24 protein-coding genes are annotated in these 21,586 nt (G+C 58.3%); 11 read left to right on the top strand and 13 right to left on the bottom strand.

Going from position 1 to position 21,586, the window contains the following annotated elements:
* Positions 1–19: 19 nt before the first annotated feature.
* Positions 20–655, bottom strand: a complete 636-nt coding sequence (locus ACQR3R_RS12145) for a TetR family transcriptional regulator C-terminal domain-containing protein (protein WP_428272430.1) — start codon at positions 653–655, stop codon at positions 20–22.
* Positions 656–771: 116 nt separating this feature from the next.
* Between ACQR3R_RS12145 and ACQR3R_RS12140 the strand changes: the two genes are divergently transcribed.
* Both ACQR3R_RS12140 and ACQR3R_RS12135 read left to right on the top strand, forming a co-directional pair.
* On the top strand, positions 772–1,788 hold the full coding sequence (locus ACQR3R_RS12140; RefSeq protein WP_428272429.1) for a M14 family zinc carboxypeptidase: 1,017 nt from the start codon (positions 772–774) through the stop codon (positions 1,786–1,788).
* 149 nt (positions 1,789–1,937) lie between these two features.
* Positions 1,938–2,273, top strand: coding sequence for a hypothetical protein (locus tag ACQR3R_RS12135; protein WP_428272427.1), 336 nt, complete (start codon positions 1,938–1,940; stop codon positions 2,271–2,273).
* A 183-nt stretch (positions 2,274–2,456) separates the two neighbouring features.
* On the opposite strand, the gene ACQR3R_RS12130 is transcribed toward ACQR3R_RS12135, so the two are convergent.
* Both ACQR3R_RS12130 and ACQR3R_RS12125 read right to left on the bottom strand, forming a co-directional pair.
* Entirely contained in the window at positions 2,457–2,774 is a 318-nt protein-coding gene (locus tag ACQR3R_RS12130; RefSeq protein WP_428272425.1) for a DUF7693 family protein, read from the bottom strand.
* 12 nt (positions 2,775–2,786) lie between these two features.
* A complete protein-coding gene (locus ACQR3R_RS12125; RefSeq protein WP_428272424.1) occupies positions 2,787–3,674 on the bottom strand; it encodes an IclR family transcriptional regulator domain-containing protein in 888 nt (295 codons plus the stop codon).
* Between the two features lie 153 nt (positions 3,675–3,827).
* Here ACQR3R_RS12125 and ACQR3R_RS12120 point away from each other — a divergent pair, with 153 nt between their 5' ends.
* The 5 genes from ACQR3R_RS12120 (at position 3,828) to ACQR3R_RS12100 (ending at position 9,382) form a co-directional block, all read left to right on the top strand.
* Entirely contained in the window at positions 3,828–4,982 is a 1,155-nt protein-coding gene (locus ACQR3R_RS12120; protein WP_428272423.1) for an acyl-CoA dehydrogenase family protein, read from the top strand.
* 40 nt (positions 4,983–5,022) lie between these two features.
* On the top strand, positions 5,023–7,200 hold the full coding sequence (locus ACQR3R_RS12115) for an acetate--CoA ligase family protein (protein ID WP_428272422.1): 2,178 nt from the start codon (positions 5,023–5,025) through the stop codon (positions 7,198–7,200).
* Positions 7,201–7,284: 84 nt separating this feature from the next.
* Entirely contained in the window at positions 7,285–8,616 is a 1,332-nt protein-coding gene (locus ACQR3R_RS12110; protein WP_428272421.1) for an MFS transporter, read from the top strand.
* A gap of 65 nt (positions 8,617–8,681) precedes the next feature.
* Positions 8,682–9,041, top strand: a complete 360-nt coding sequence (locus tag ACQR3R_RS12105) for a DUF202 domain-containing protein (RefSeq protein ID WP_428272420.1) — start codon at positions 8,682–8,684, stop codon at positions 9,039–9,041.
* On the top strand, positions 9,038–9,382 hold the full coding sequence (locus ACQR3R_RS12100) for a DUF202 domain-containing protein (RefSeq protein WP_428272419.1): 345 nt from the start codon (positions 9,038–9,040) through the stop codon (positions 9,380–9,382). Before ACQR3R_RS12105 ends, ACQR3R_RS12100 begins: the two co-directional genes overlap by 4 nt.
* A gap of 26 nt (positions 9,383–9,408) precedes the next feature.
* Here the strand turns inward: ACQR3R_RS12100 and ppk2 are convergent, their stop codons facing one another.
* Entirely contained in the window at positions 9,409–10,326 is a 918-nt protein-coding gene (gene ppk2 / locus ACQR3R_RS12095; RefSeq protein ID WP_428272417.1) for a polyphosphate kinase 2, read from the bottom strand.
* 196 nt (positions 10,327–10,522) lie between these two features.
* Between ppk2 and ACQR3R_RS12090 the strand changes: the two genes are divergently transcribed.
* The 3 genes from ACQR3R_RS12090 to ACQR3R_RS12080 all read left to right on the top strand — a co-directional run bounded on the left by ACQR3R_RS12090 (position 10,523) and on the right by ACQR3R_RS12080 (position 12,617).
* Entirely contained in the window at positions 10,523–11,458 is a 936-nt protein-coding gene (locus ACQR3R_RS12090; protein WP_428272416.1) for a Ppx/GppA phosphatase family protein, read from the top strand.
* Between the two features lie 68 nt (positions 11,459–11,526).
* A complete protein-coding gene (locus tag ACQR3R_RS12085) occupies positions 11,527–11,931 on the top strand; it encodes an antitoxin Xre-like helix-turn-helix domain-containing protein (protein ID WP_428272415.1) in 405 nt (134 codons plus the stop codon).
* Positions 11,925–12,617, top strand: coding sequence for an RES domain-containing protein (locus ACQR3R_RS12080; RefSeq protein WP_428272414.1), 693 nt, complete (start codon positions 11,925–11,927; stop codon positions 12,615–12,617). Before ACQR3R_RS12085 ends, ACQR3R_RS12080 begins: the two co-directional genes overlap by 7 nt.
* Positions 12,618–12,627: 10 nt before the next feature.
* Here ACQR3R_RS12080 and ACQR3R_RS12075 read toward each other — a convergent pair whose 3' ends face one another.
* The 9 genes from ACQR3R_RS12075 to phnD all read right to left on the bottom strand — a co-directional run bounded on the left by ACQR3R_RS12075 (position 12,628) and on the right by phnD (position 20,471).
* On the bottom strand, positions 12,628–12,984 hold the full coding sequence (locus ACQR3R_RS12075; protein ID WP_428272413.1) for a lysozyme inhibitor LprI family protein: 357 nt from the start codon (positions 12,982–12,984) through the stop codon (positions 12,628–12,630).
* A 57-nt stretch (positions 12,985–13,041) separates the two neighbouring features.
* Complete coding sequence (locus ACQR3R_RS12070) at positions 13,042–13,476, bottom strand: GNAT family N-acetyltransferase (RefSeq protein WP_428272412.1); 435 nt, start codon at positions 13,474–13,476, stop codon at positions 13,042–13,044.
* 74 nt (positions 13,477–13,550) lie between these two features.
* Entirely contained in the window at positions 13,551–14,378 is an 828-nt protein-coding gene (gene phnX, locus ACQR3R_RS12065) for a phosphonoacetaldehyde hydrolase (protein ID WP_428272411.1), read from the bottom strand.
* An 84-nt stretch (positions 14,379–14,462) separates the two neighbouring features.
* Positions 14,463–15,335, bottom strand: a complete 873-nt coding sequence (locus ACQR3R_RS12060; RefSeq protein ID WP_428272410.1) for a LysR substrate-binding domain-containing protein — start codon at positions 15,333–15,335, stop codon at positions 14,463–14,465.
* Positions 15,336–15,357: 22 nt separating this feature from the next.
* Positions 15,358–16,653 (bottom strand): MFS transporter, encoded by a 1,296-nt coding sequence (locus ACQR3R_RS12055; RefSeq protein ID WP_428272409.1) that lies wholly within the window; start codon positions 16,651–16,653, stop codon positions 15,358–15,360.
* A gap of 103 nt (positions 16,654–16,756) precedes the next feature.
* Complete coding sequence (gene psrA, locus ACQR3R_RS12050; RefSeq protein ID WP_428272408.1) at positions 16,757–17,848, bottom strand: iron-containing alcohol dehydrogenase PsrA; 1,092 nt, start codon at positions 17,846–17,848, stop codon at positions 16,757–16,759.
* A gap of 138 nt (positions 17,849–17,986) precedes the next feature.
* The gene (gene phnE, locus ACQR3R_RS12045) at positions 17,987–18,805 is read right to left on the bottom strand and encodes a phosphonate ABC transporter, permease protein PhnE (RefSeq protein ID WP_428272407.1); all 819 of its coding nucleotides are present in this window, start codon (positions 18,803–18,805) and stop codon (positions 17,987–17,989) included.
* Positions 18,802–19,605, bottom strand: a complete 804-nt coding sequence (gene phnC, locus ACQR3R_RS12040) for a phosphonate ABC transporter ATP-binding protein (RefSeq protein ID WP_428272406.1) — start codon at positions 19,603–19,605, stop codon at positions 18,802–18,804. The genes phnE and phnC overlap by 4 nt, the downstream gene beginning before the upstream one ends.
* Positions 19,602–20,471 (bottom strand): phosphonate ABC transporter substrate-binding protein, encoded by an 870-nt coding sequence (phnD, locus tag ACQR3R_RS12035; protein WP_428272405.1) that lies wholly within the window; start codon positions 20,469–20,471, stop codon positions 19,602–19,604. The genes phnC and phnD overlap by 4 nt, the downstream gene beginning before the upstream one ends.
* Positions 20,472–20,580: 109 nt before the next feature.
* On the opposite strand from phnD, the gene ACQR3R_RS12030 reads away from it, so the two are divergent.
* Positions 20,581–21,456: a LysR substrate-binding domain-containing protein gene (locus ACQR3R_RS12030; RefSeq protein ID WP_428272404.1), complete on the top strand. Its 876-nt coding sequence runs from the start codon at positions 20,581–20,583 to the stop codon at positions 21,454–21,456.
* Positions 21,457–21,586 lie beyond the last annotated feature (130 nt).

Genomic DNA, 21,586 nt, shown 5'->3' with positions numbered 1-21,586 from the left:
GATCTTCGGCCGGCACGCGTCAAACGACGTCGTCGGTGCTGAATGCTCCGTGTCGCAGCCCTTTTATCCAGCAGCGACAGATGTGGAGCCCGTTGGCGGGGCTGAAAGTATCGGGGTTCAGGCACCACTCGATCCAGAGTCCGTCGAGCATCGCCGATAAACCAATGGCTGCCAGGCGCGTGTCGTGGATGACGAACCCCTCGCTGGCAGCCAGGTTGGCCAGCAGTTGACTGAGCAGGTCGAGGTAGGCGCCATAACTTTTTTCGTGGGACTGGCTGACGTGTTCCGAGTGCCGGATCAGGCTCCAGAACACCACCCAGGCACCAAGCAATTCCGGAGCCATGACCCGCGGCGAGAACGAGCCCGTCAGGAATGCGTCGATCTTTTCGGCGGGTGTTTGTGCCAGATCGATTTCCCGGTGCAGTGCCGTGGTCAGCTCGCTCGCAAGCTTTTGATAGGTGTCGGCGATCAACGCATCGATGGTGCCGAAATGATGGTTGAGCAAGCCCACGGACACCCCGGCCTCGGTGGCGATACGACGCACGGAGATGCCTGCGTGACCGTCGCGGACCAGGCAACGCAGTGTGGCGGCCACCAGTAATTCGCGGCGTTCATCGGGTTCGGCGCGGCGGTTTTTTGGAGTGAGGGTCGTCACAAGGATGTCCTTGGGTGCAGTGCCTGGTTGGCGAGCTTAGTTGAACGTACGTTCAATCTCCAGTGGGGCGGCGGTGAAACAGCGATTTTTAACGATCATGACGGGAGGACAAGCGTATGGCGCAGGATATTTCGTTCAGTGTTCGCAACAATAATGGTGATGCGGTGCCGGTCGGTGCCTGGCGTTTTGAAGGGGACGGCAGTGGCCCCAAAGTGCACTTGCAAGCAGGCGTACACGCCGATGAAATTGCCGGAATGCTGGTTCTGCATCTGTTGATGCAGCGGCTTCAGACCGCCGAAGCCGAGGGCCGGCTCAAGGGCCAGGTGACCGTGGTACCGCAGGCCAACCCTCTGGGTATCGGGCAGTTTCGCCAAGGGCGAATCCTGGGCCGCTACCATGACGCGACTGGCCAGAACTTTAACCGTTCGTTCGACCAGTCGACCGCGATGACCCGGTTAGCCAGTAACGTGCAAGCGTGGCAAAAAAGCCTGGTGCAGCTTGTGGCCTCGGCAGATTTGGTGCTCGACCTGCACACCGATGACGAGGCATTACCGTACCTCTACATCCATCGCAGTTTCTGGCCACGCGGACGTGAATTGGCGGTAGCCATGAAAATGGAGGTAGCGATCATCTGGGATGACGGCGACGACGGTTCCTTCGAAGAGACGATTATTGCGCCATGGTTGCGCGACGGGGTCACGGAGCATCATTTGGCAGCGACCCTGGAGCTTCGCGGGCAAGGCGATGTCAGTGACCGGTTTGCCGAACAGGATGCCGAGGGACTGTACACCTGGCTGTGCAGTGTCGGGGCTGTCGATGAAGCATTGGTGCCCGCTGACTGGCCTGTCGAGGTCATGGAAATGGGCCACATGGAAACCATTCTTGCTCCGCATCCCGGTGTGCTGATCTTTGAAAAAGAGCTGGGCGATTTTGTCGAGGAAGGGCAGCGCTTTGCCCGAATTCTGCGCCGCCCGGGTGATCCTGCTTCCGAAGTGGTGCTGTTTGCCGAACAGGCCGGGCGAATGGTCACCCGCCATCGGGACCGGTTGGTACCTCAAGGCATGGTGGTGGCGAAGTTCACGGGTAGCCGGGTATCGCGCAACTGGAGCGGCGGCTTGCTGGACCCGAATTAAAAAAGCTCATTTCACCCATTTGGTTTTAGCACAGGGGAGTCAATGGCTCGGTGATGGCGTATCAGACCGATACCCATCACTTGGCTCATCCGTTAGAGTGTGCGCCGCCCGAGAGATGGATCCCGGGCGTTTACCTATGGAGTTTTACAGTGAATCACATCAGCAAAGTCGTTGCCGTCACTCTGTTCGGCCTGGTTTTGGCGGGCTGCACCGGCGCTCCGATGAACACCCAGCACTATGACAGCGACCAGTACACGGTCGTCGGTCATAGCGAAGCGAGTGCCACTGGCATGTTGTTGTTCGGCGTGATCCCTATCCGTCAGAACAGCCGTTTTGTTCGTGCTCAGGATGCAGCAATCAAGGCCAAGGGCGGAGACGCAATGATTAATACCCAGGTCCAGGAAAACTGGTTCTGGGCTTGGGTTCTGACCGGTTACACCACCACGGTATCGGGTGATGTGGTCAAGCTAAAGAACGTTCAGTAATAAAAGCGACCACAACGTCGACGGCAGTAGATATGCCGGTGGGAGCTTGTTCGCGATTCCAAAATCGCCATCACCGGCAAGCCGGTTTCCGACGGGTTTGTGTTGGAACCCTGAATGGCGGCATTCACCACCGATCCGTAGGAGACTGGCTTGCCAGCGATGGCGACCCAGGCCTTTTCACCATCATCGCAACGGTTTGATGAGCTGCACCCACTGTTGATGTTCCCAGCCACTTAACAAGGCCACCGGGTCGGTGCCGTAACGCTGCCAGGTTTCCACGGTTGCGCTTCTGCCTTCTGGTGAAATGCAGTGTTCGCAATGCCGCAGAACATCGCCCTCGATGAAAAGCGTGAGCTGCCAGCCATCGATCGCGACGGCCACATGACCGTTACCGTTGGTTGAGCCGTTGCTGCGCAGCGTGCGCGTACCCAATGCCACATCCTTCAGCAACTGATACACCTCTCGAGCGGTGATGGCGGGCGCGTTGTCGTTCAATGTCATCGGTTGCTCATCCTAGTAAATGCCCAGCATGCCTTCGATGCTTCTCACCATCGAGACGAGCCGTGGACCGATGTCGTTTTTCAGTTGACCCTCGTTGAGCATAAACGCCGATACGCCGCAGTTGAACACCAGTATTTCGCCATCAGCCATTGGCCGCATGGGCACCGCGACGGCATGGATCTCACGCCGCAGGTCGCCATACGACACGCAAAAACCATGGTCATAAAACTCCTGGACACTTTCTTCAATGCGCACCTGAAAGGTTTTCCAGTCGTCGGGCGTGCGCACTTTTATCTCGTTCAGCAGTGCCGTGCGCTCATCGCGCGAAGACGCCGCGATCAGCGCGCGACCCATGGCCGTCCTGACGATGGGGTAACTCAGGCCAACGTCGGGCGGATGGCTCATAGGGGCCGCGCTACGGCTACTTTCCAGATAAACCACGCTGAGCCGGTCACGCATGCCAAGCGACACCGAGCCACGAATATGGTCCGCCAGCTCTTTCATGAACGGCCGGGCGATCTGCCGGATGTTGAGGCTGGCGAGTAACGGATAGCCCAGCGATAGAACGGCCGAGCCCAGTTGATACTTGTTGTTTTGACGGTTGATCCGTAGATAGCCCAGGCGCACCAGCGTGTACGTGAAGCGTGAAATCGTGGCTTTTGCCATGCCGGTTCGCGAGGACAGTTCAGCATTGCCCAGTTGCGTGTCGCGTGCCGTAAAGCAATGCAGAATCTCCAGGCCTCGCGCCAGCGTCGCGGCAAATTGCCGATCATCCGCGAAGTCTTCTGGCAGGTAGTGTCTGGCCGGCGAATGCCAATCCCCGGGAGCGGTGTGAGTGCCGCTGTCTCGCTGGTGCAAAGCGGTCATCATCTGGCGCTTGGTTTTGTCATTTGTCGCCACGATTGCCTCCGGTATTCAACTAATGATCAAGATACTGCGCCAGGTGTTCCAACTATTCAAACAGTGTTCCGCAGAGCGGAACTCTATTTGATTGTGCGCCAACGTCGGTGCCATATTTTCTACCTAATAAATACAACAATAGGTGGAACAGCAATGATCAGAGATCAACAAGCGTTCGACTTGTTTCTGGGTGATGTCCGCCGTTTTGTGCGCGACAAAGCCTTTGCCAGAGAAGCAGAAGTCGAACGCGAAAATGAAGTACCCGCCGATTTGGTGCAGAACCTGCGCGACAACGGCTATTTCGGCTGGAGCATCCCGCAAGCCTATGGCGGTGCAGGGTTGACCACCGAAGAACTGGTGTTGGCGGCGTTTGAATTGTCCCAGTGTTCGGTGGCGTTCCGCGCCCGGGTCGGCACCAATACCGGCATCGGTTCCGAAGGTATTGTTGTCGATGGCACCGAAGCGCAAAAGCAGCGCTATCTGCCGCGTCTGGCCAGCGGCGAGTGGACCGGTTGCCTGGCCGTTACCGAGCCCGAGGCCGGTTCCGAGGCCACCAACGTGCAAACCACAGCGCAACGTGAAGGTGATGATTACCTGCTGGACGGTGAGAAGTGCTACATCACCAACGGCCCGATTGCCGATGTATTCACGGTCACTGCCCGCACCCAACCGGGTAGCACCGGCGCTAAAGGCGTGTCGGCGTTCATCGTCGAACGGAGCATGCCCGGACTCACCACCGGCGTGCCTTACCGCAAGATGGGCCAGGCCGGTTCACCGGTCAGCAGTGTTTACTTCAATCAATGTCGGGTGCCGGCCGCCAACCTGATCGGTGGCGTGGAAGGCAACGGTTTTCGCACCGTGATGAAAACCCTCAACAAACAACGTATTCATCTGGCGGCCCTGTCTACCGGGCCGGCGATGCGCATGCTGGAAATGGCCATCGAGCACACGACCCAACGTGTCCAGTTCGGTCAGCCGGTGGCGAACTATCAGTTGGTTCAGGCAATGATCGCCGACTGCCAAATTGAAATCTTCGCTGCGCGCTCAATGATTCTGGAAACCGCTCGTAAACGCGATCGCGGTGAAGACGTGGTGCTCGAAGCGTCTATGTGCAAGTACTTCGCAACCGAGATGTGTGGACGTGTCGCAGATCGCTGCGTGCAGATGTTCGGCGGCGCCGGGTATGTCGCCGACCATGCTTCGATTGAACGCTGGTATCGGGATGTTCGGCTGTTTCGCCTGTATGAGGGCACCAGCCAGATCCATCAGCTGAACATCGCCAAGCACGTCCTTGCGGCCCATCGCTAAGGCGAACGTCGGCCCGTCTCCTCTGTTGCAGGAAGTCGTCATGTCTACTTTTGAGCTGTTCTTCAAACCACGCTCCATCGCCGTCATCGGCGCCTCGCAGGACCTCGCCTCGATCAGTGGGCAACCCATCGCTCACCTCAAGGCCAAGGGTTTCGCCGGGCAGATTTTGCCGATCAATCCGCGCTACGAAGAAGTGGCCGGCTACACCTGTTACCCCGATGTCGCATCGCTGCCGACAGTGCCAGATGTCGCGGTGATTGCGGTCGGGGCGAAACGTGTGCCCGAGGCACTGGCCGAACTCGGCAAGAAGGGCTGCCGGTTCGCGGTCATTCTGTCTTCGGGTTTTGCCGAGGCCGGTGAAGAGGGCGCGCAGGCGCAACGTCACATCACCGCGATTGCGCACTCATTCGGCATGCAGGTGATTGGCCCCAACTGCCAGGGCTACATGAATATCACTGAGGGCATTCATGTCGGTTTCGGCGCTCCTTACGGACAGACCTACCCGACAGGCCACTTGAGCCTGACCTCGCAGAGCGGCGCATTTGGCAATTCGATCGTGATGCTGGCCAGCCAGGAAGGTATCGGCTTCAGGCACTACGTCTCGACCGGCAACGAATCGGTAACCACCTCGCTCGACTTCATGGAAGCGATGATCGACGACCCGCACACCCATGTCATCGCCGGCTACGTCGAAGGTTTTCAGGACGCGCATCGATTACTGGGCATTGGTCGTCGAGCGCTGAGCGCTGGCAAACCGATGCTGATCTGGAAGGTCGGTACCTCAGAGGCGGGCGCCCGGGCTGCGGCCTCGCACACCGCCAACCTTGGCGGCTCGATGGCGCTTTATCGCGCTGCGTTCCGGCAGAGCGGCATCATCGAAGTCAACGATGTCGGCGACCTTGCCGACTGCGCCAAAGCGCTGCTGTCGGGCCGTTTGCCGAAAGGTAATCGTCTGGCTATCGTCACCATATCCGGCGGTGCCGGTATCGCCATGGCGGACGGTGCAGCCAATGGCGGCCTGCAATTGCCAGTGCTGGCCACGGCGACTGTCAGTGCGCTCAAAGAGGTGCTGCCATCGTTCGCTGCGGTCGCCAATCCGTTGGACGTGACCGCCAGCCTGCTGAACGATGCCAGCCTGTTGCGCGTAACCCTGGAGCAACTCGCCGATGACCCGAATGTCGACATGATCGGCCTGGCGCTGGCTGCTGCCAGTGGCCCTTTGGCGGTCGAGTTGGCCAACGAGATTGTGCGTATCAGTGAGGAGCGCAACATACCGGTGCTGGTGGCCTGGAACGCGGCCCCATCGAGCGTGCAGGCAGCCTACGACATTCTGGACGCCGCCGGCATCGCGCGTTATCAGTCGCCGGTTCGTTGCGCACGGGGCGCCAGCGCGTTGTGGGCGTTCGCCGAAGCGCAAGCCCGTTTGGCGCAGGTGTCGAGTGAAGAAGTGCTGGTGCTGGATCGCCCCGACATACGCCAGTCACTGCGTGGCCGGTCTACCGACCTTACAGAGTTTGAAGCAAAGAAAGTGCTGCAGGCGTACGGCATCGGTGTCACGCACGAAGCGCTTGCGACCAGTCCCGCAGAAGCCGCACGCTTCGCAGCAACCATGCACATGCCGGTGGTGATGAAGATTCAATCGTCAGACATCCCGCACAAAACCGAAGCCGGTGGGGTTCGGGTCGGTGTCCACGGCACTGCTGCCGTCGAAGCTGCTTTCGATGAGATCATCTGTAACGCACAAAACCATGCGCCCGACGCAGTGCTCGATGGCGTGCTGGTGCAAGAGATGATCAGCGGCGGTACGGAGTTGATCCTTGGTATCAACAACGATCCATTATTCGGTCCGGCGGTCATGGTCGGGGCGGGAGGCATTTTTGCCGAAGTGATAAAGGACGTCAGTTTCCGTTTGGCGCCGATCACTCGCTGCGAAGCAGAGTCGATGGTGCGTGAGTTGCGCTCGTTTGCGATTCTGGACGGCGCACGCGGTCGTCCCAAGGCTGACGTGAACGCGTTGATTGACACCCTGATGCGTTTGTCGGCAATGGCCGTCGACCTGCGAGAAGTGGTGCAGGAGCTGGATATCAATCCGCTGTTTGTGATGAAGCAAGGTGACGGTGTGAAGGCCGGGGATGCACTGGCGAAGCCGTTTTCAACCCCCTGCGCCGAGGCGTCGCAGCCATACGTTGCGAGTGCCGAGGCCTTGGTCAGTTCTTGACGCCGAGGGTTCCAGACATCCTGGCGACCGATCGTTTCGGCCGCTCCTTTGTATCGACTTCACATTTGAGTCATCGAGGGTCACATGAATATTTCTCAGCAGTCACCTGCCTTTGTAGAAAGCTATTCGTCCGACGAGGTTGAACGCACATACCGCAAGCTGACGCTGCGGTTGATGCCGTTCCTGATCATTTGCTACATCGTTTCCTATCTTGACCGGGCGAACATCAGCTTCGCCAAACTCCAGTTCATGAACGACCTGGGTTTCTCCGAGGCCGCTTACGGCTTGGGCGCCGGGCTGTTTTTCATTGGTTATGTGTTGTTCGAAGTGCCGAGCAATATCTGGATGCAACGCATAGGCGCACGCCGCACGTTACTGCGCATCATGATTTTGTGGGGGGTGATCTCCAGCGCCATGATGTTCGTGAACACACCGACGCAGTTCTATGTCATGCGTTTTTTGCTGGGTGCCGCTGAAGCAGGGTTTTTTCCGGGAGTGATCCTGTACCTGACCTACTGGTTTCCGGCCGCGCGTCGCGGTCGAGTCACCGGTTTTTTCATGATGGGTGCGGCCACCGCAGGGATCATTGGCGGACCGGTGTCGACCTGGATCATGGTTCACATGGCCAATTTGCATGGTTTGCACGGTTGGCAGTGGCTGTTCCTGCTGGAAGGCTTGCCGGCGGTATTCCTTGGCATCATTGCGTTCTATTTCCTGTGCGACCAACCAGGCGATGCGAAGTGGCTCAGCGACCGCGAAAAAGCCATCGTACTGGGTGATCTCGCTGTCGAGGAAAAAGGCCAGCCGCGTGGCAAGGGCCACGGTTTGCGCGAAGCTTTACGCAACCCCAAGGTATACGTGGGCATGGTCGGTTACTTCTGCGTGCTGGTGTCGTTCAACGCGATCGGTTTTTGGGCGCCGACCATCATCAGGGACGTCGGGGTGAAGGATCTGGTCGATGTCGGCTTGTTATCCAGTGCGGTGTTTCTGGCCGGTGCGGCTGGCACTTACATCGTCGGCTATAGCTCGGACCTGAAGATGGAGCGCCGCTGGCACCTTGCAGCTTGCGCGGTGGTGATTGCGCTGTGCTTCGCGTTGCTGCCGTTGTTCGCGCACAGCATTCCCTTCGCGATTACCTTGTTGTCGATTGCGGCTGCGGCCTCGTACGGTGGCTTTGTGGTGTTCTGGACGATCCCGGCCACCTTTCTGACCAGTCATACCAAGGCCAGCGGCATCGCTCTGATTACCAGCCTGGGCGGCATCGGTGCGTTTGTGAGCCCCACACTCGTGGGCTGGATGAAGTCGAGCACCGGCAGCATATACGCCGGCCTGACGATTCTGGGGTGCCTGACCCTGATCGGCGCGGTTGTTATCCTGATAGCCATTCCTGCAACCAAAGTACCGGCTAAACCGTAAGTCGGGCGGTCGCAGGCGGGTGGTGACAACCGCTTGTTTGCGCCGTCTTCAAGAAGGAGTCAGCAATGCGCGCACCGTTGTGGCGTCAACAAGGCCAGGAACCGGATTACCGGTTTTCACTGGCTAACGAACGAACGTTTCTGGCCTGGATTCGCACCGCACTCGGGCTATTGGCGGGAGGCGTGGTGCTCGATCAGTTCGCCACCACCTTAGGCCCGCCGATGGTGGTGGCGGGGCTGGCGATTGTCTTTGGATTGCTGGCTGCGATGCTCTGCACACTGGCGTATGTTCGTTGGCGAGCCAATGAAATCGCCATGCGTCACGCACAAAATTTGCCCAATACGATTGCCATCCCGCTGATTGCCGGCGTCGCGGTGTTGATTACGGCGGCGATTGTGGCGCTGCTGGTGGCACGGTTAACGTGATTCATTTGCACAGTGAAGCACGGCAGTCGCGAGACCCGGGGCTGCAAGCGGAACGAACTGCACTGTCTTGGAACCGAACCGGGTTGGCGGTTCTGACCAATGCGTTATTGGCGCTGCGTTCGGGCTGGGTGCACCAGCAAACCCCTGTCACCTTGCTCGCGTTTGCCCTGCTTTTAGCCTCGGCATCGTTGTTTTTTTATGGGGAGTGGCGGCGTCGGCAGTTATTGGACAGCGCGGTAACGGGTGCGCCGTCCGCGTTGGCAATGGTCGCCGTTGCCGCTGTTTCATTAATCGCCTGTTTGAGCGCGATCGTCTCGATCGCGCTGCAAGGGGCTTCATAGCACCGCGATCAACCGCGCGGCAGGCTTCAATACACCTGCGGCACAATGATTTCCGGTGGCGTCGGGCTGCGCGAGTAATCTTCCTGACGCACCCGTTGCGGCAATTCGATTGCAGCCTGTTCCACTTCCTCATACGGCATTTGAGTCAGCAGGTGATTGATGCAATTGAGTCGGGCCTTTTTCTTGTCGTCGGCCTGCACCACCCACCACGGCGCCTCGCTGATGTGGGTGCGCTCCAGCATGATTTCCTTGGCCTTGGTGTAGGCTTCCCAGCGCCGGCGAGACTCGAGGTCCATGGGGCTGAGTTTCCATTGCTTCAGCGGGTCATGAATACGGCTGAGAAAGCGCAGATGCTGTTCCTGATCCGAGATCGAGAACCAGTACTTGATCAACTGAATGCCGGAGCGCGCGAGCATCCGTTCGAATTCCGGTACGGTGCGGAAAAACTCTTCATATTGGTCGGCGTTGCAAAACCCCATGACCTGCTCGACGCCCGCGCGGTTGTACCAGCTACGGTCGAACAGCACGATCTCGCCCGCCGCCGGCAGGTGCGAAACGTAGCGCTGAAAATACCATTGAGTGCGTTCGCGGTCGTTCGGGGCCGGCAACGCAGCCACTCGGCATACGCGCGGATTGAGGCGCTGGGTAATGCGCTTGATCACGCCACCCTTGCCGGCAGCGTCACGCCCCTCGAACAGAATGACCACTTTGGCACCAGTCTTCACCACCCAGCTCTGCAGCTTCACCAGTTCGCCTTGCAAGCGGAACAGTTCACTGAAGTAACGTCTTCTTTGCTCTTTCTCGCTGCTGTCGCTGACGTGATCATCAAACAGCGCATTGAGGTCGTGTCCGTCCTCGAGTAATTCCAGTTCCAGCTCTTCGTCACTGTGATCAAGGAGCTCGCGATGGATGCGTTGCATCAAGGTATCGTTGGTTAGCAGCACGGTTGAAACTCCCGACCCAGGTGGAAGTGCTCATCGTGGCTTGGGCATATGACGGGCTGGTGACGATGCACACGGCCTGTTGAAAATGCCCGGTGTCATCATCGTGTCACCTTGTGCAGGCAGGATTCAGGCAAACCGTTTGCAGGCTTGGCGGAACCCCATCCGCCGGCTGATGAATTTGCCAGGAATCCCCACCATGAAAGGTGACACCTCCCTGTTTGCCGCCATTGACCTGGGCTCCAATGCGTTTCGCATGGTGATTGGGCAATCGGTCAGGCGTAACCAGCAGATCGTGGTCCAGGAAGTCAAAACCCTGCGTGAACCGGTGCGCCTGGCGGAGGGTTTTCGCGGCGGGGCACTGGACGAAATGGCGCTGGATCGAGGCTGGCAAGCGCTGGCAAGGTTTGGCAGGAAGTTGCGCGGCTTCGAGGCTGGACGTGTGCGGGCAGTGGCGACCAGCGCGGTGCGCGAAGCCGATAATGCACAACTGTTCCTGGCCAGTGCCGAGCGCCATCTGGGCTTTAGCATCGACGTCATCTCGGGGCATGAAGAGGCGCAACTGGTTTACGCCGGTGTTGCGCATTCAATTCCCGGTGCGGGCAGCATGCGGCTGGTGGTGGATATCGGCGGCGGTTCGACTGAACTGATTCTGGGGCAGGGCGCCGAACCACTGTTGACCGAAAGCATTGCCATCGGCAGCGGCACGTTTGGTGCACGGTACTTTCAATCGGGTGTGATTACCGCTGCGGCGCTGCTGGAAGCCGAACGTGTGGCCACTGTCCAATTTGAAAAGGTTGCCCGTCGCTACCGCGCACTCGGTTGGCAGCAGGCGATAGGTTCTTCGGGAACCGCGCGGATGCTGGCCAAAGTGCTCAAGGCCAATGGCCTCAATGATTATGGCCAGTGCGGCATTACCTACGGTGGTCTGCTGCGCCTGTCGCTGCGATTGCTGGAAGCAGGGCACGTTGAACATTTGAAACTGGCCGGTCTGCAGACCCATCGCCTGAGCATTTTGCCCGGAGGCCTGGTGGTCATGCTGGCGGCGTTCAAGGTGTTTGGCATTTCGCAGATGACGCCTTCCGAAGCCGGATTAAGGGTTGGCGTACTGCATGGCCTGATGTCCCGTCACTGATGCCTGCTTGATCTATAGACGCTGTATGACTATATTTGAATCTATAGATTTGATGGCAGGTGGTAATCATGACCCAGGTTTTGCAAGCACAGGGCCTCACCAAGAGCCAATGCGTCACCGGTTTGCGCGCTGCGGTGGGTATTCTCGAAAAATGGAGTGCTAGCAGCGACCAGGCCTGTCGCATCTTGCGAATTTCTCGCAGCACTTACACCCGCGCCCGACAGGGCGATCCCGAATGGTCCGTAGCGCTGGATTCCGACCAGATGCAGCGCATCAGCTTTGTGCTGAACATTCATGCGACTTTACGCCTGGTGTTTGATAACCCCGAGAACGTCTATGGCTTTACGTCGATGGCTAACGACAATGATTTTTTCAACGGGCGCAGCCCGCTGGACGTGATGTCCCAAGGCGACATGATTTCACTGTACGAGACATTCCGCCGAATCGACGTGCTACGAGGCGCGCAATGGTGAGAATCGACCGGTTGGCGACGCTGGCGGGTCAGAAATTGCAGGCTTACCGCTTGGTCAATTCAAGGTTTCCGCCCATCGCGTTATTTGATGACGTTGCCGCAGCGGATGAGTTTGAAGCGCTGTATCAAATACAGGCCCTGACCAATCCGCGTCTGCACAACGAAGTCGGACGCCTTGAGTTGATACCGCGCACAGAGATCCCCTTCGGTATTCCCGGTTGCTCCTACGCCACGGCACCGTTCACCCACGTGAATCCGGCTGGCTCGCGATTCAGCGATGGCAGTTACGGTGTGTTGTACTTGGCGGACACCCTGGAAACCGCGTTGGCCGAGGTTCAGTACCACCAGAATCGGTACTGGTCGAACGTGCAGAAGCTGAATTACGAGCGATTTGTGTTCCGCGGGCTTGCCTGCACATTCCACGACACCGGTATGCAGGACGCTGGGTCGATCCCGATGACGGATCCCGTCTACGACCCGGACGATTACAGCCATTCGCATCAACTGGGCAGGGAAGTCAAAAAGGCCGCAAGCCCCGGCCTGCGCTATCGATCCGTTCGTTTGCCGGGCAGGTTCTGCTGGGCGTTGATGACCCCGCGAGCGGTCTCATCGATCATCCAGGCCGCTCATTACGAGATGATCTGGAACGGTCAGATCACCAGCGTCAATAAAATCAGTGAGGCGTGAAAGCGGTCTGTTAAAACGGCCCGTGCGTCACTACGCGGGTATCGATGATCTGTCGCAGTGCCTGGATTCGTTGTTCATACAGCGCTGACAAACAAGCCACATTCGCAGCGCACGCGCTTCGGCTTTTCAGCCACGCTTTTTGTTGGCCGATCAAATCGTCACGCCCTCCCATCGGTAGAAATTTCTTGTCGAGGCTGTAGAGCAACGCCATCGAAACGTCCATATCGTTCAACGCACGGTGTGCACACACCGTTTTTTCGTCGACGGCAGTTGCCCGGTCACAGTCGAAACTGGCGGCCCATGCTGCATGGGTAGCGAGCGATAACGCAAAACCGATCAAGGCTGCAAGCAGTGTTTTCTTGAGCATGGTGTAGGTCACCGAAGGTGTTCTGGTTTAAACGCATGAGGCCGATTTTTACATGCATCAGGCGTTTTCAGCGCCCGGGCGGGTAAACGAATACCGATCAATATCGGTCCTGAGCTGCCAGCCCTGGCTTTGCCAAAAGTGCGCGGCGCTGGTATTGGTCTTGAAAACTTCGAGATGACATTTAAGAATTCCGTGCAGCTCAAGACTCGCAAGACAGTGCTCCACCAATGAGGTGGCCATGCCTTGGCGTCGGTACCCGGGTAGCACAATCAGATGTTGCAGATAGCCTCTGCGCCCGTCGTGGCCGCTCATGATGCAACCGCAGAGAACGCCATCGGCTTCAGCGACGAAACTGAGGGCTGGGTTGCGCTGCAAGTACGTCGAGGTCGATTCACGAGCATCGGCATCGCGCAGGGAAATGCCTGGCGTATTGTTCATCAGGTCGATCACTGCATCGTAATCGTTGATGGTCATGACTCTGATGCTGAACATGAGGTGCGCCTAAAGGGTTGACTGGCTGACTCGGCAGACTAGCAGAGGCAGCCAGGATGATCAGCGCTATTGCATCAGCAACCCTGCGGGGTTTCACCTCGGGCCAGTCGGGCATTGATCTGCTCGATCACGGCCGGTAAATCGGTGATGGTGTCGATCAGGTAATGCGGGCGAGAGCCTTCGAACATCTTGGTGATGCGTGCCCGTTCTGCCGCCAGTTTGTCAGCAGGCAGCGCCTTGTACTGCTCGTAGGTCAAGCCGAGTGCGTTGCCAGAGCAGGTCAGCGCGACCGTCCACATGCCGGCGCTGCGACCTTCCAGAATGCCGGGCCAGGTGTCATCGACCTTGACGCAAGCGGCGACGTCACTGACCCCAAGGGCGATCACGTTGGCCAGGGCCTGAGCCGGGTGCGGGCGGCCATTGGGCACTTCGTCGGTGGCAACCACGTGGTCGGCGACGTAACCGTTGTGGCGCGCCAGCTCTACCACCTTGGCCATCACCACGGCCGGATAACCCGAGCACGAACCAATTTTAAGGCCCTTGTCGCGCAAGGCCTCGATGGCTTCCAGTGCACCTGGAATCACGGCCGAATGCAGCGCTATTTTTTCGATCTGCAGCGGCATGAATCGCTCGTACAACTGGGTCACGTCTTCATCGGTGGGCAGGCGATCGAATACCGCGCGGTAGCGCTCGGCAATCTGCGGCTGATTGCACAGCGTGCGGATGTGGTCCCATTTGCCCATGCCCATCGGGCCACGCGCCTCTTCCAGCGAAACAGCTACGCCAAACTCGGCAAACGCCTCGACAAAAATTTGCGTTGGCGCAAAGGAGCCGAAATCCACGACGGTGCCTGCCCAGTCCAGGACCACGGCTTGCAGTTGATCGGGTTGTTGGTAATTCATGGTAAGTCTCCACTTGGGGTAGGGGTTGGCCGTCCCTCTCGTCGGTGAGAAGAAGGCATTTGAGGGGTGAAACACGTTATTGGGTCAGTTCGCAGGCGTTGGGCTTGAGTCGAACAACTCCGCGATCATCGGCCGGTTCCTGCGAATGCCCAGGCAACACAGGTGGTAGTCGATGGAAAATGGGTGATTAACAAAGGTAATCGGCGTGGTGCCTGGTGTTTCGGCGTACTCGACGGCTGACACAAAACCAATGCCGATGCCTTTGGCGATGGCGTGCACGATGGCTTCGCGGCTGTTCAATTGCATGACGCAATTGAGCGACACACCGAGGCGCTTGCAGCTTTCTTCCACTAACTGACGGGTGCGTGAGCTTTTTTCACGAAGTACCCATTTTTCGCTGCTGATCTGCTCGACGTGAACCTCTTTCTGACGGGCCCAAGGGTGGTCGTCGCGCACCACGGCGATAATTGGATAACGCCGGTAGAGCTGGGTATCAAAGCGCTGGTCAAACTCTGAAAGCGCAAGAATCGCCACGTCGATATCAAAATTGAACAGGCGGCCCAGCGTCTCTTTTTCCGGAGAGAATGACGTTTCCAGTTCTATGTCCGGATGACGCTGCATCAACTCATAAGTCAGGTTCATTGCAATGGGTGGAGACACGGCACCCAGGCGCAACATGCCTGTTTTGCGTTGCTTGAAACTTTGCAGCAATTGCACGGCTTCATCCTCCTGGCCGAAGAGGCCCTGGGTGATCGCATACAGTTTGTGCCCCGCCGAACTCATCTCGATAAAGCGGCCACGGCGATGGAACAGCTCCACCGAGAACGTTTTCTCCAGCGCATTGACCTGTTCGCTGACGGTCGGCTGGCCAACGCTCAGGTACTCAGCGGCGAGGGTGAAACTGCCGGTCTTCGCTACCGCATGAAACGAACGTAGCCACTTGTGGTACTGGTACATAAAAAGTCCTGTTCCTGAGCCATCAACGCCTGATGAACAGCGCAACTACCGCACTGCACAGGCACGCTGCGGTCACCACGATGAAGATCAGAGAGGTATTGCCGGTACTGTCGAGCATACCGCCGATCAGTGGCTCCGCCAGTCCGGCGAACAAGTAGGACGAGAAGTTCATCACACCGGTTGCGGTGCCCGCGCGCTTGGCACCGACCAGGTCCGGGCACAGCGCCCAGAAGCTCGATGCCGGGCCATACACGAAGAAACCGCAGAGGAACAACGCCACTAGGCCGGTTGCGCTGTGCGGTGCGAGGGTCCACATCCACAGGCTGGTGGCGGCACCGAGGACCATGTAAAGCATGATCGCCAGGTAGCGTTTGGAGCCGAACAGTTTGTCTGATATCCAGCCATTGCTGAGCGCGCCAATGGCCATGCCGACCGGCAGCGCGACGGTGATCCATTTAGGATCGATCATGCTGTCGCCGCTTTTCCAGTTGGCGCCCAGAAAGTGCACCGGCACCCAGACGATCAAACCGTAGCGGGCAGCGTTCTGGAAGCCCAGGGAGACGGCGGCGATGATCAGGCGAGCGTTTTTCAACACGGCTTTATAGCGTTGCGCTGAAGTTTCCACTTCGCCGTGTGCCACTTCATGATTTTTGTCTTCGGCGTTGGCGACGCCGGTATCGGCCAGTGGCTCAAACCCCATGTCTTGTGGGCGCTCACGTGCCACCAGATAGAAAATGATGCCACCTGCCAGCATCAGCAAGACTGGCAGGCGGAAGATCCAGCGCCATTCCAGGTGCATCACCTCCAGCACCACTATTGAGGTCACGTAGGAGAGAATCGAGGCGCAACCGGCGGCGAATACGTAGAAGCCGTATACCTTGCCGCGCTCGCCGGCACTCCACCAATTGGAGATCAGTCGGCTGCCCGGCGCCCAACCCAATGCCTGGAAATACCCGTTGATGCCCCACGGCAAAATCAGCGCTGCAAAATTACCGGCGAAACTGGTCGCCCAGTTGGCGCCACAGGACAGTACGGCACCCAGGGTCATGATGCGCCGGCCGCCGAATTTGTCGGCGAGGTTGCCGTTGATGGCTTGGCCAATGGCATAGGCCCAGAGCATGGCGGCCGAGGCCCATCCAAGGTGTTCCTTGGTAAAACCGAACTCGGCCTGGATGCCCGGGATGGCAAAACCGAATGTCTGCCGGCCGGTGTAGAAAAACAAATAACAGAACATGGCCGCCAGCAGCATCCGCCACTGGGCAACCCGAAATGATGAGGTGCGTATTGCTATATCAGGCATGGTTTGGGCACGATTCATGATCTTTTCCTTCTTATTGTTTGTTCCCGCCGAATGCTTCGGAGGGCAGCAGGAAATCGTCGCGGCGCGTCACGTCGCTGGCAGTGCTTGAGTGATGAAATAACTAAGCGGCTTGAGAACCGATGAAGTTCTTGCCTCGTGCGCCTTGCATCGCGAAATTGATCATCTGTTCGGCTTCCTGTGCCGTGACGCCGTAGTCAGTGAACTCGGTTTTCACGTCCAGGCTATGCAGGAATTCGCGTAACTGATCCTGCGCCTTTTGCAGGTCGCTGCCGAAAACCCGCTGCAGGGTTCGGTCACGTGCTTCGTCGTGACCCCAGGCCAGGCCGAGTACCAGTGGCAAGGTAAAGGAGCAGGCGATACCGTGTGGCAAGCCATAGCGCAGCGTCATCTCGTAGGAGATGGAGTGGGCGAGTGCGGTTTTGGTATTGGAGAACGCCAGCCCGGCCTTGAGTGCAGCCAGTGCCATGCGCGAGCGCAGTTCCTTGCTGGACAGGTCACGGCGCAGCAGCGGCAGGCATTCCAGGATGTCTTCGATGGCGGAGATGGCGAAGGTGTCTGAAACCGGGTTGGCATTGATGTTCCAGATCGATTCCAGCGCATGCGACAAGGCATCCAGCCCCGTGGAAACAGTCACGCCGGCCGGCACTGTCAGCATCAATTGTGGATCGATAATCGCCACGGTCGGCCAGGTACTGTCCAGGTGCAGCGAGTATTTCTTGTGGCTGGCAGAGTCCCAGATGGTCGCCCAAGGCGTGACTTCACTGCCAGTGCCCGCCGTGGTCGGGGCGGCAATCAGTAGCTTGCTGCGTGCCGGGACGAACGGTTTACCGGTTGCCAGCAATGCGAGCAATTCGTCGAAGCGACCGGATTGCGTGCCGACGATCAACGCTTTGGCGGTATCGATTGCGCTGCCTCCGCCGACCGCGATGACGGTGTGACAATCGCTCGCTTCCTGCCAAAAGCGCTCGTAAGTGTCGCGCAATTGGGCCACGTCGGGGTTGGGTTGCACATCCTCGACGATGTACACCAAGCGCTCGCCCAGCAAGTCTTGAATGCGATCAACCAAGCCAAGGCCTCGCGCTTCGGGAAACGTGACAAGGGCAACTTTTTGATGCTCGGTGATAGAGGCAAGCTCAAGCAGGCTACCCCAGCCGAAGCGGGTATCAACTGGATTGTGAAATCGGGCAGGCATGGTGGATCCCTTGTTTTTGTTGTTGGAAGTGGCCCCATACTCGGCGCCGTGCAACAACAGCTCAAATCGTTAATTCGCAGGCTTTAATCGGCTGAACCGATACCAAATCCGCAGCAGCATGAACGGCAACGGTATTTTTTATTGATGCGCGCCGCGCTGGATGGCGTTGCGCAACCTGCCGGACACTAAATCGGCAACGATCACCATGAATGTGATGACAATGATGCAGGTGGCGGTTTCCTGATATTTGAACAGTTTGAGGCTGCTCACCAACTCAAACCCGAGTCCGCCAGCACCCACCATCCCAAGCACCGTGGCTGAGCGCAGATTGACTTCAAAGCGGTACAGCACCACTGCAATCCACGCCGTGATGACTTGTGGCAACACCCCGAATACGATCACCTGCAACGGCCGCGCACCGGTTGCCTGCAACGCCTCGATCGGACCTTGGTCAATTTCCTCGATGCTCTCGGCAAAGAATTTTCCGAGCATGCCCAAGCCATGCAGCGCCAGCGCCAATACGCCGGGAAACGGCCCCAGGCCTACCGCCGAGACGAAGATCAGCGCCAGGATCAGTTCGTTGATGCTGCGGGTGAAGTTGAGAAATTGGCGTGTGGCGTGAAAAACCAGCCGATTTCGGCTGAGGTTACGTGCGGCGAGAAATGACAGCGGCACGGCCATTAGTACCCCGAGCAATGTGCCCCAGAGTGCGATTTGCAGCGTTTCGACGGCGGGCGCCAGCAGTCGAGGAAGGATGCTCAGATCGGGTGGCACCGTGCGCGATAGAAAGTCGCCGATTTGTGGCAAACCGGCCGCCAGTTCACCCACGCTGAGTTGCGCGCCTTTGGCGCTCCAGTGCAGTGTGAAAATCACTACCAACACAATCGCACCGGTGGTCAGCCAGCCACGGCTTCCACGAGGCAAATCCACCGTCCATGCAAAACTTTGCTGTTTCATGCTCCAACCCTCTGTTGCGCGGCGTGGACGATCGGTTTCGGCGGTGTCGCTGAAGCGCTTTGCAACTCCGCTGCCTGGCCCGGATAGATGCGCTGCAAATCGGCGTCGGTCATGTTTGACGCGTCACCGTCGTACACCAGCCTGCCGTGGGCGAGGCCGACAATGCGATCACCAAATTCGCGGGCGTAATCCACCTGATGCAGGTTGCACAGCACGGTGATGCCCAGCTCTCGTGTGGCGTCGCGCAGGTATTGCAGCACCAGGCGCGCAGTCTTGGGGTCGAGACTGGCCACCGGTTCGTCCGCCAATATCACTTGGGGACGTTGCGCCAGGGCACGGGCAATGCCGACGCGTTGCATCTGCCCGCCAGACAACGAGTCGGTGCGCTCGCCTGCTTTATGAGCCAGCTCTACGCGTTCCAGGCACTGCATGGCCAGCGCGACATCTTCACGACGAAACAACTGCAAGATTGAGGTCAGCGTTGGCACCGCGCCCAGGCGACCGGTGAGCACATTTTTCAAAACGCTGAGGCGTGGCACGACGTTGTGGTGTTGGAAAATCATGGCGGCCTGACGCCGCAGCAGGCTGGTATCGCGGCAGGCAATGGCGTCAATTCCCGCCACGCTCAGGGTCCCGGAATCGGCCTGCACTAGTCGATTGATACACCGCAGCAAGGTGGATTTACCGGCGCCGGACTGGCCCAGCACCACCACAAACTCTCCTGCACAAACGTCAAGGTCGATGCCGCGCAATACCGGGTTGTCACCGTAATGCTTGGTCAACTGGCGGATGCTGATCATTTCAGCCTCCGCAGATCGAGATCGAGCACCTTGGCGGTGTCGCGGACCACGTCGTAAGCCGCGTCGGTGGTGGGTTGGAAGCCATCGAGCTGGCCTTGGTCACCCCACGGCACATCCTTGATCGATGCCAGGGCGGCTGCGACTTTTTGCTTCAATTGCGGGTCGAGGTTTTTGCGCCAGACCATCGGCGATTCCGGTATCGGGCGAGAGCTCCACACCACCTGGAAGTCATCTGGCTTCACCAGTCCCCTGGCTACGGCGTTTGCAAGAATACGGTCGGCTACCGCAGCGGCATCAACTTTCTGGTTTGCCACCGCGAGAATACTGGCGTCGTGGGACCCGGAGAAAATCACCCGTGAAAACAGGTTTGCCGGATCGAATCCTGCCTGCTCCAACCCTGCTTTAGGGAACAGATGACCAGAGGCGGAGCTTGGGTCGACAAACGCGAAGGTACGGCCCTTGAGGTCGGACAATTGAGCAATGCCGCTGTCCTTGCGCGCAATAATCAGGCTCTTGTAGGCGCTTTGGCCGGTTTTTTTGGTGACGGCAACAGCGAAGGCTTCAACATCGGCAACCGAGGTGGCTAAGACATAGGAAAAAGGGCCGAGGTAAGCCACGTCCAGTTTGCCGGCGCGCAGTGCTTCGATGATGCCGTTGTAGTCGGTCGCGACAAAGGGTTCGACCGGCATGCCCAGTTTGCTTTCAAGGCTGCTCAGCACCTGCTTGCTGGACTCGATCATTGCCTGAGAGTCTTCGGAGGGGATCAGACCAATTCTTAGTGTGTCGTTTGCCGCGGCTTGGCAGGCGGCGCTTATCGAGAGGCAGGCAATAGCGGCGACACGCAAGAATCTGGAGAAATTATTCATGGCAATCCAGGAGGTTGGTTGAAGTTGCCTCAGGCTAGAAATGTCACGTGACAGTCATACGATCAATTCAATATGGGTTTTTGCAGCTAACTATTGATGGAGTCTATGGATGTCGACCGCCAGGATGCGTGCCTTTCTTGCCGTGGCCCGTCACGGCAGTTTCAGTGCCGGGGCGAGGGCGCTGGGGCTCAGCCAGCCAACGCTGACGACCCAGGTGCAAAGCATGGAGCGCCAGTACAATCTGGAGCTGTTTCATCGTCGCGGGCGGCGTATCGAGTTATCCGACGTCGGTCGGCAGTTACTGCCCATCGCCCAGGCGATGGCAGCGCTCGATCTGGACGCGCATAACCTGTTGCGCGATTCGGGTCAGCTTGACAGTGGCCAACTGAAGATTGGCGCCGTAGGGCCTTTTCATGTGATAGAGATGGTCGACAACTACCTTCAGCGTCATCCGCGCATCGACGTTTCGATACGGGTCGGCAACTCGGCGCAGGTTCTCGCCGACCTCGAAAGTTACGTCACCGATATTGCGGTACTTGCGGGCAGGCACGACGATCCGGGACTGTGTGCCGTGCATTACGCGCGTCACGCCATCATCCTGTTTGCCCATCATCAGCATCCTTTCGCAGGACGCGATTGCGTGCGACTTGAAGAACTGGAGGGCCAGCGGTTGTTGCAACGAGAACCCGGCTCAACCACTCGCCTGGTGTTGGAGCAAGCCTTGAGCGCGGCGGGGGTCGTGCCGCGCATCGCCATGGAAATAGGCAGCCGTGAAGCACTGCGTGAAGCACTGCGTGAAGCGGTGGTGCGCGGGATTGGATTGGGTGTGGTGTCCGAAGCCGAGTTCATCGCTGATCCTCGTCTTTGCACGATCCGAATCGAAGACGATTCGCTGTACACCGAAACCTATCTTTATTGCCTGGCGGAGCGCCGTTCCAGTCGACTTGTCAGCTCGTTTTTTGATGGGGTGCTGGCGGATCGGTAACCGGCCAGTCGATTTCTGTGGATGGCGGTTTTGTGGCGCGCCAAGCATCGGCCGGGAGCGGTTTCATCCCGGGTGATGATGAAACTGTTTGCATCAAAGTCCGGTGAAGGGGATCGTTTCATGAGGTTGT

The organism is Gordonia sp. IEGM753 (assembly GCF_050321825.1).
Taxonomy (GTDB): Bacteria; Pseudomonadota; Gammaproteobacteria; order Pseudomonadales; family Pseudomonadaceae; genus Aquipseudomonas.
This window is presented reverse-complemented; position numbering and strand designations above follow the sequence as displayed.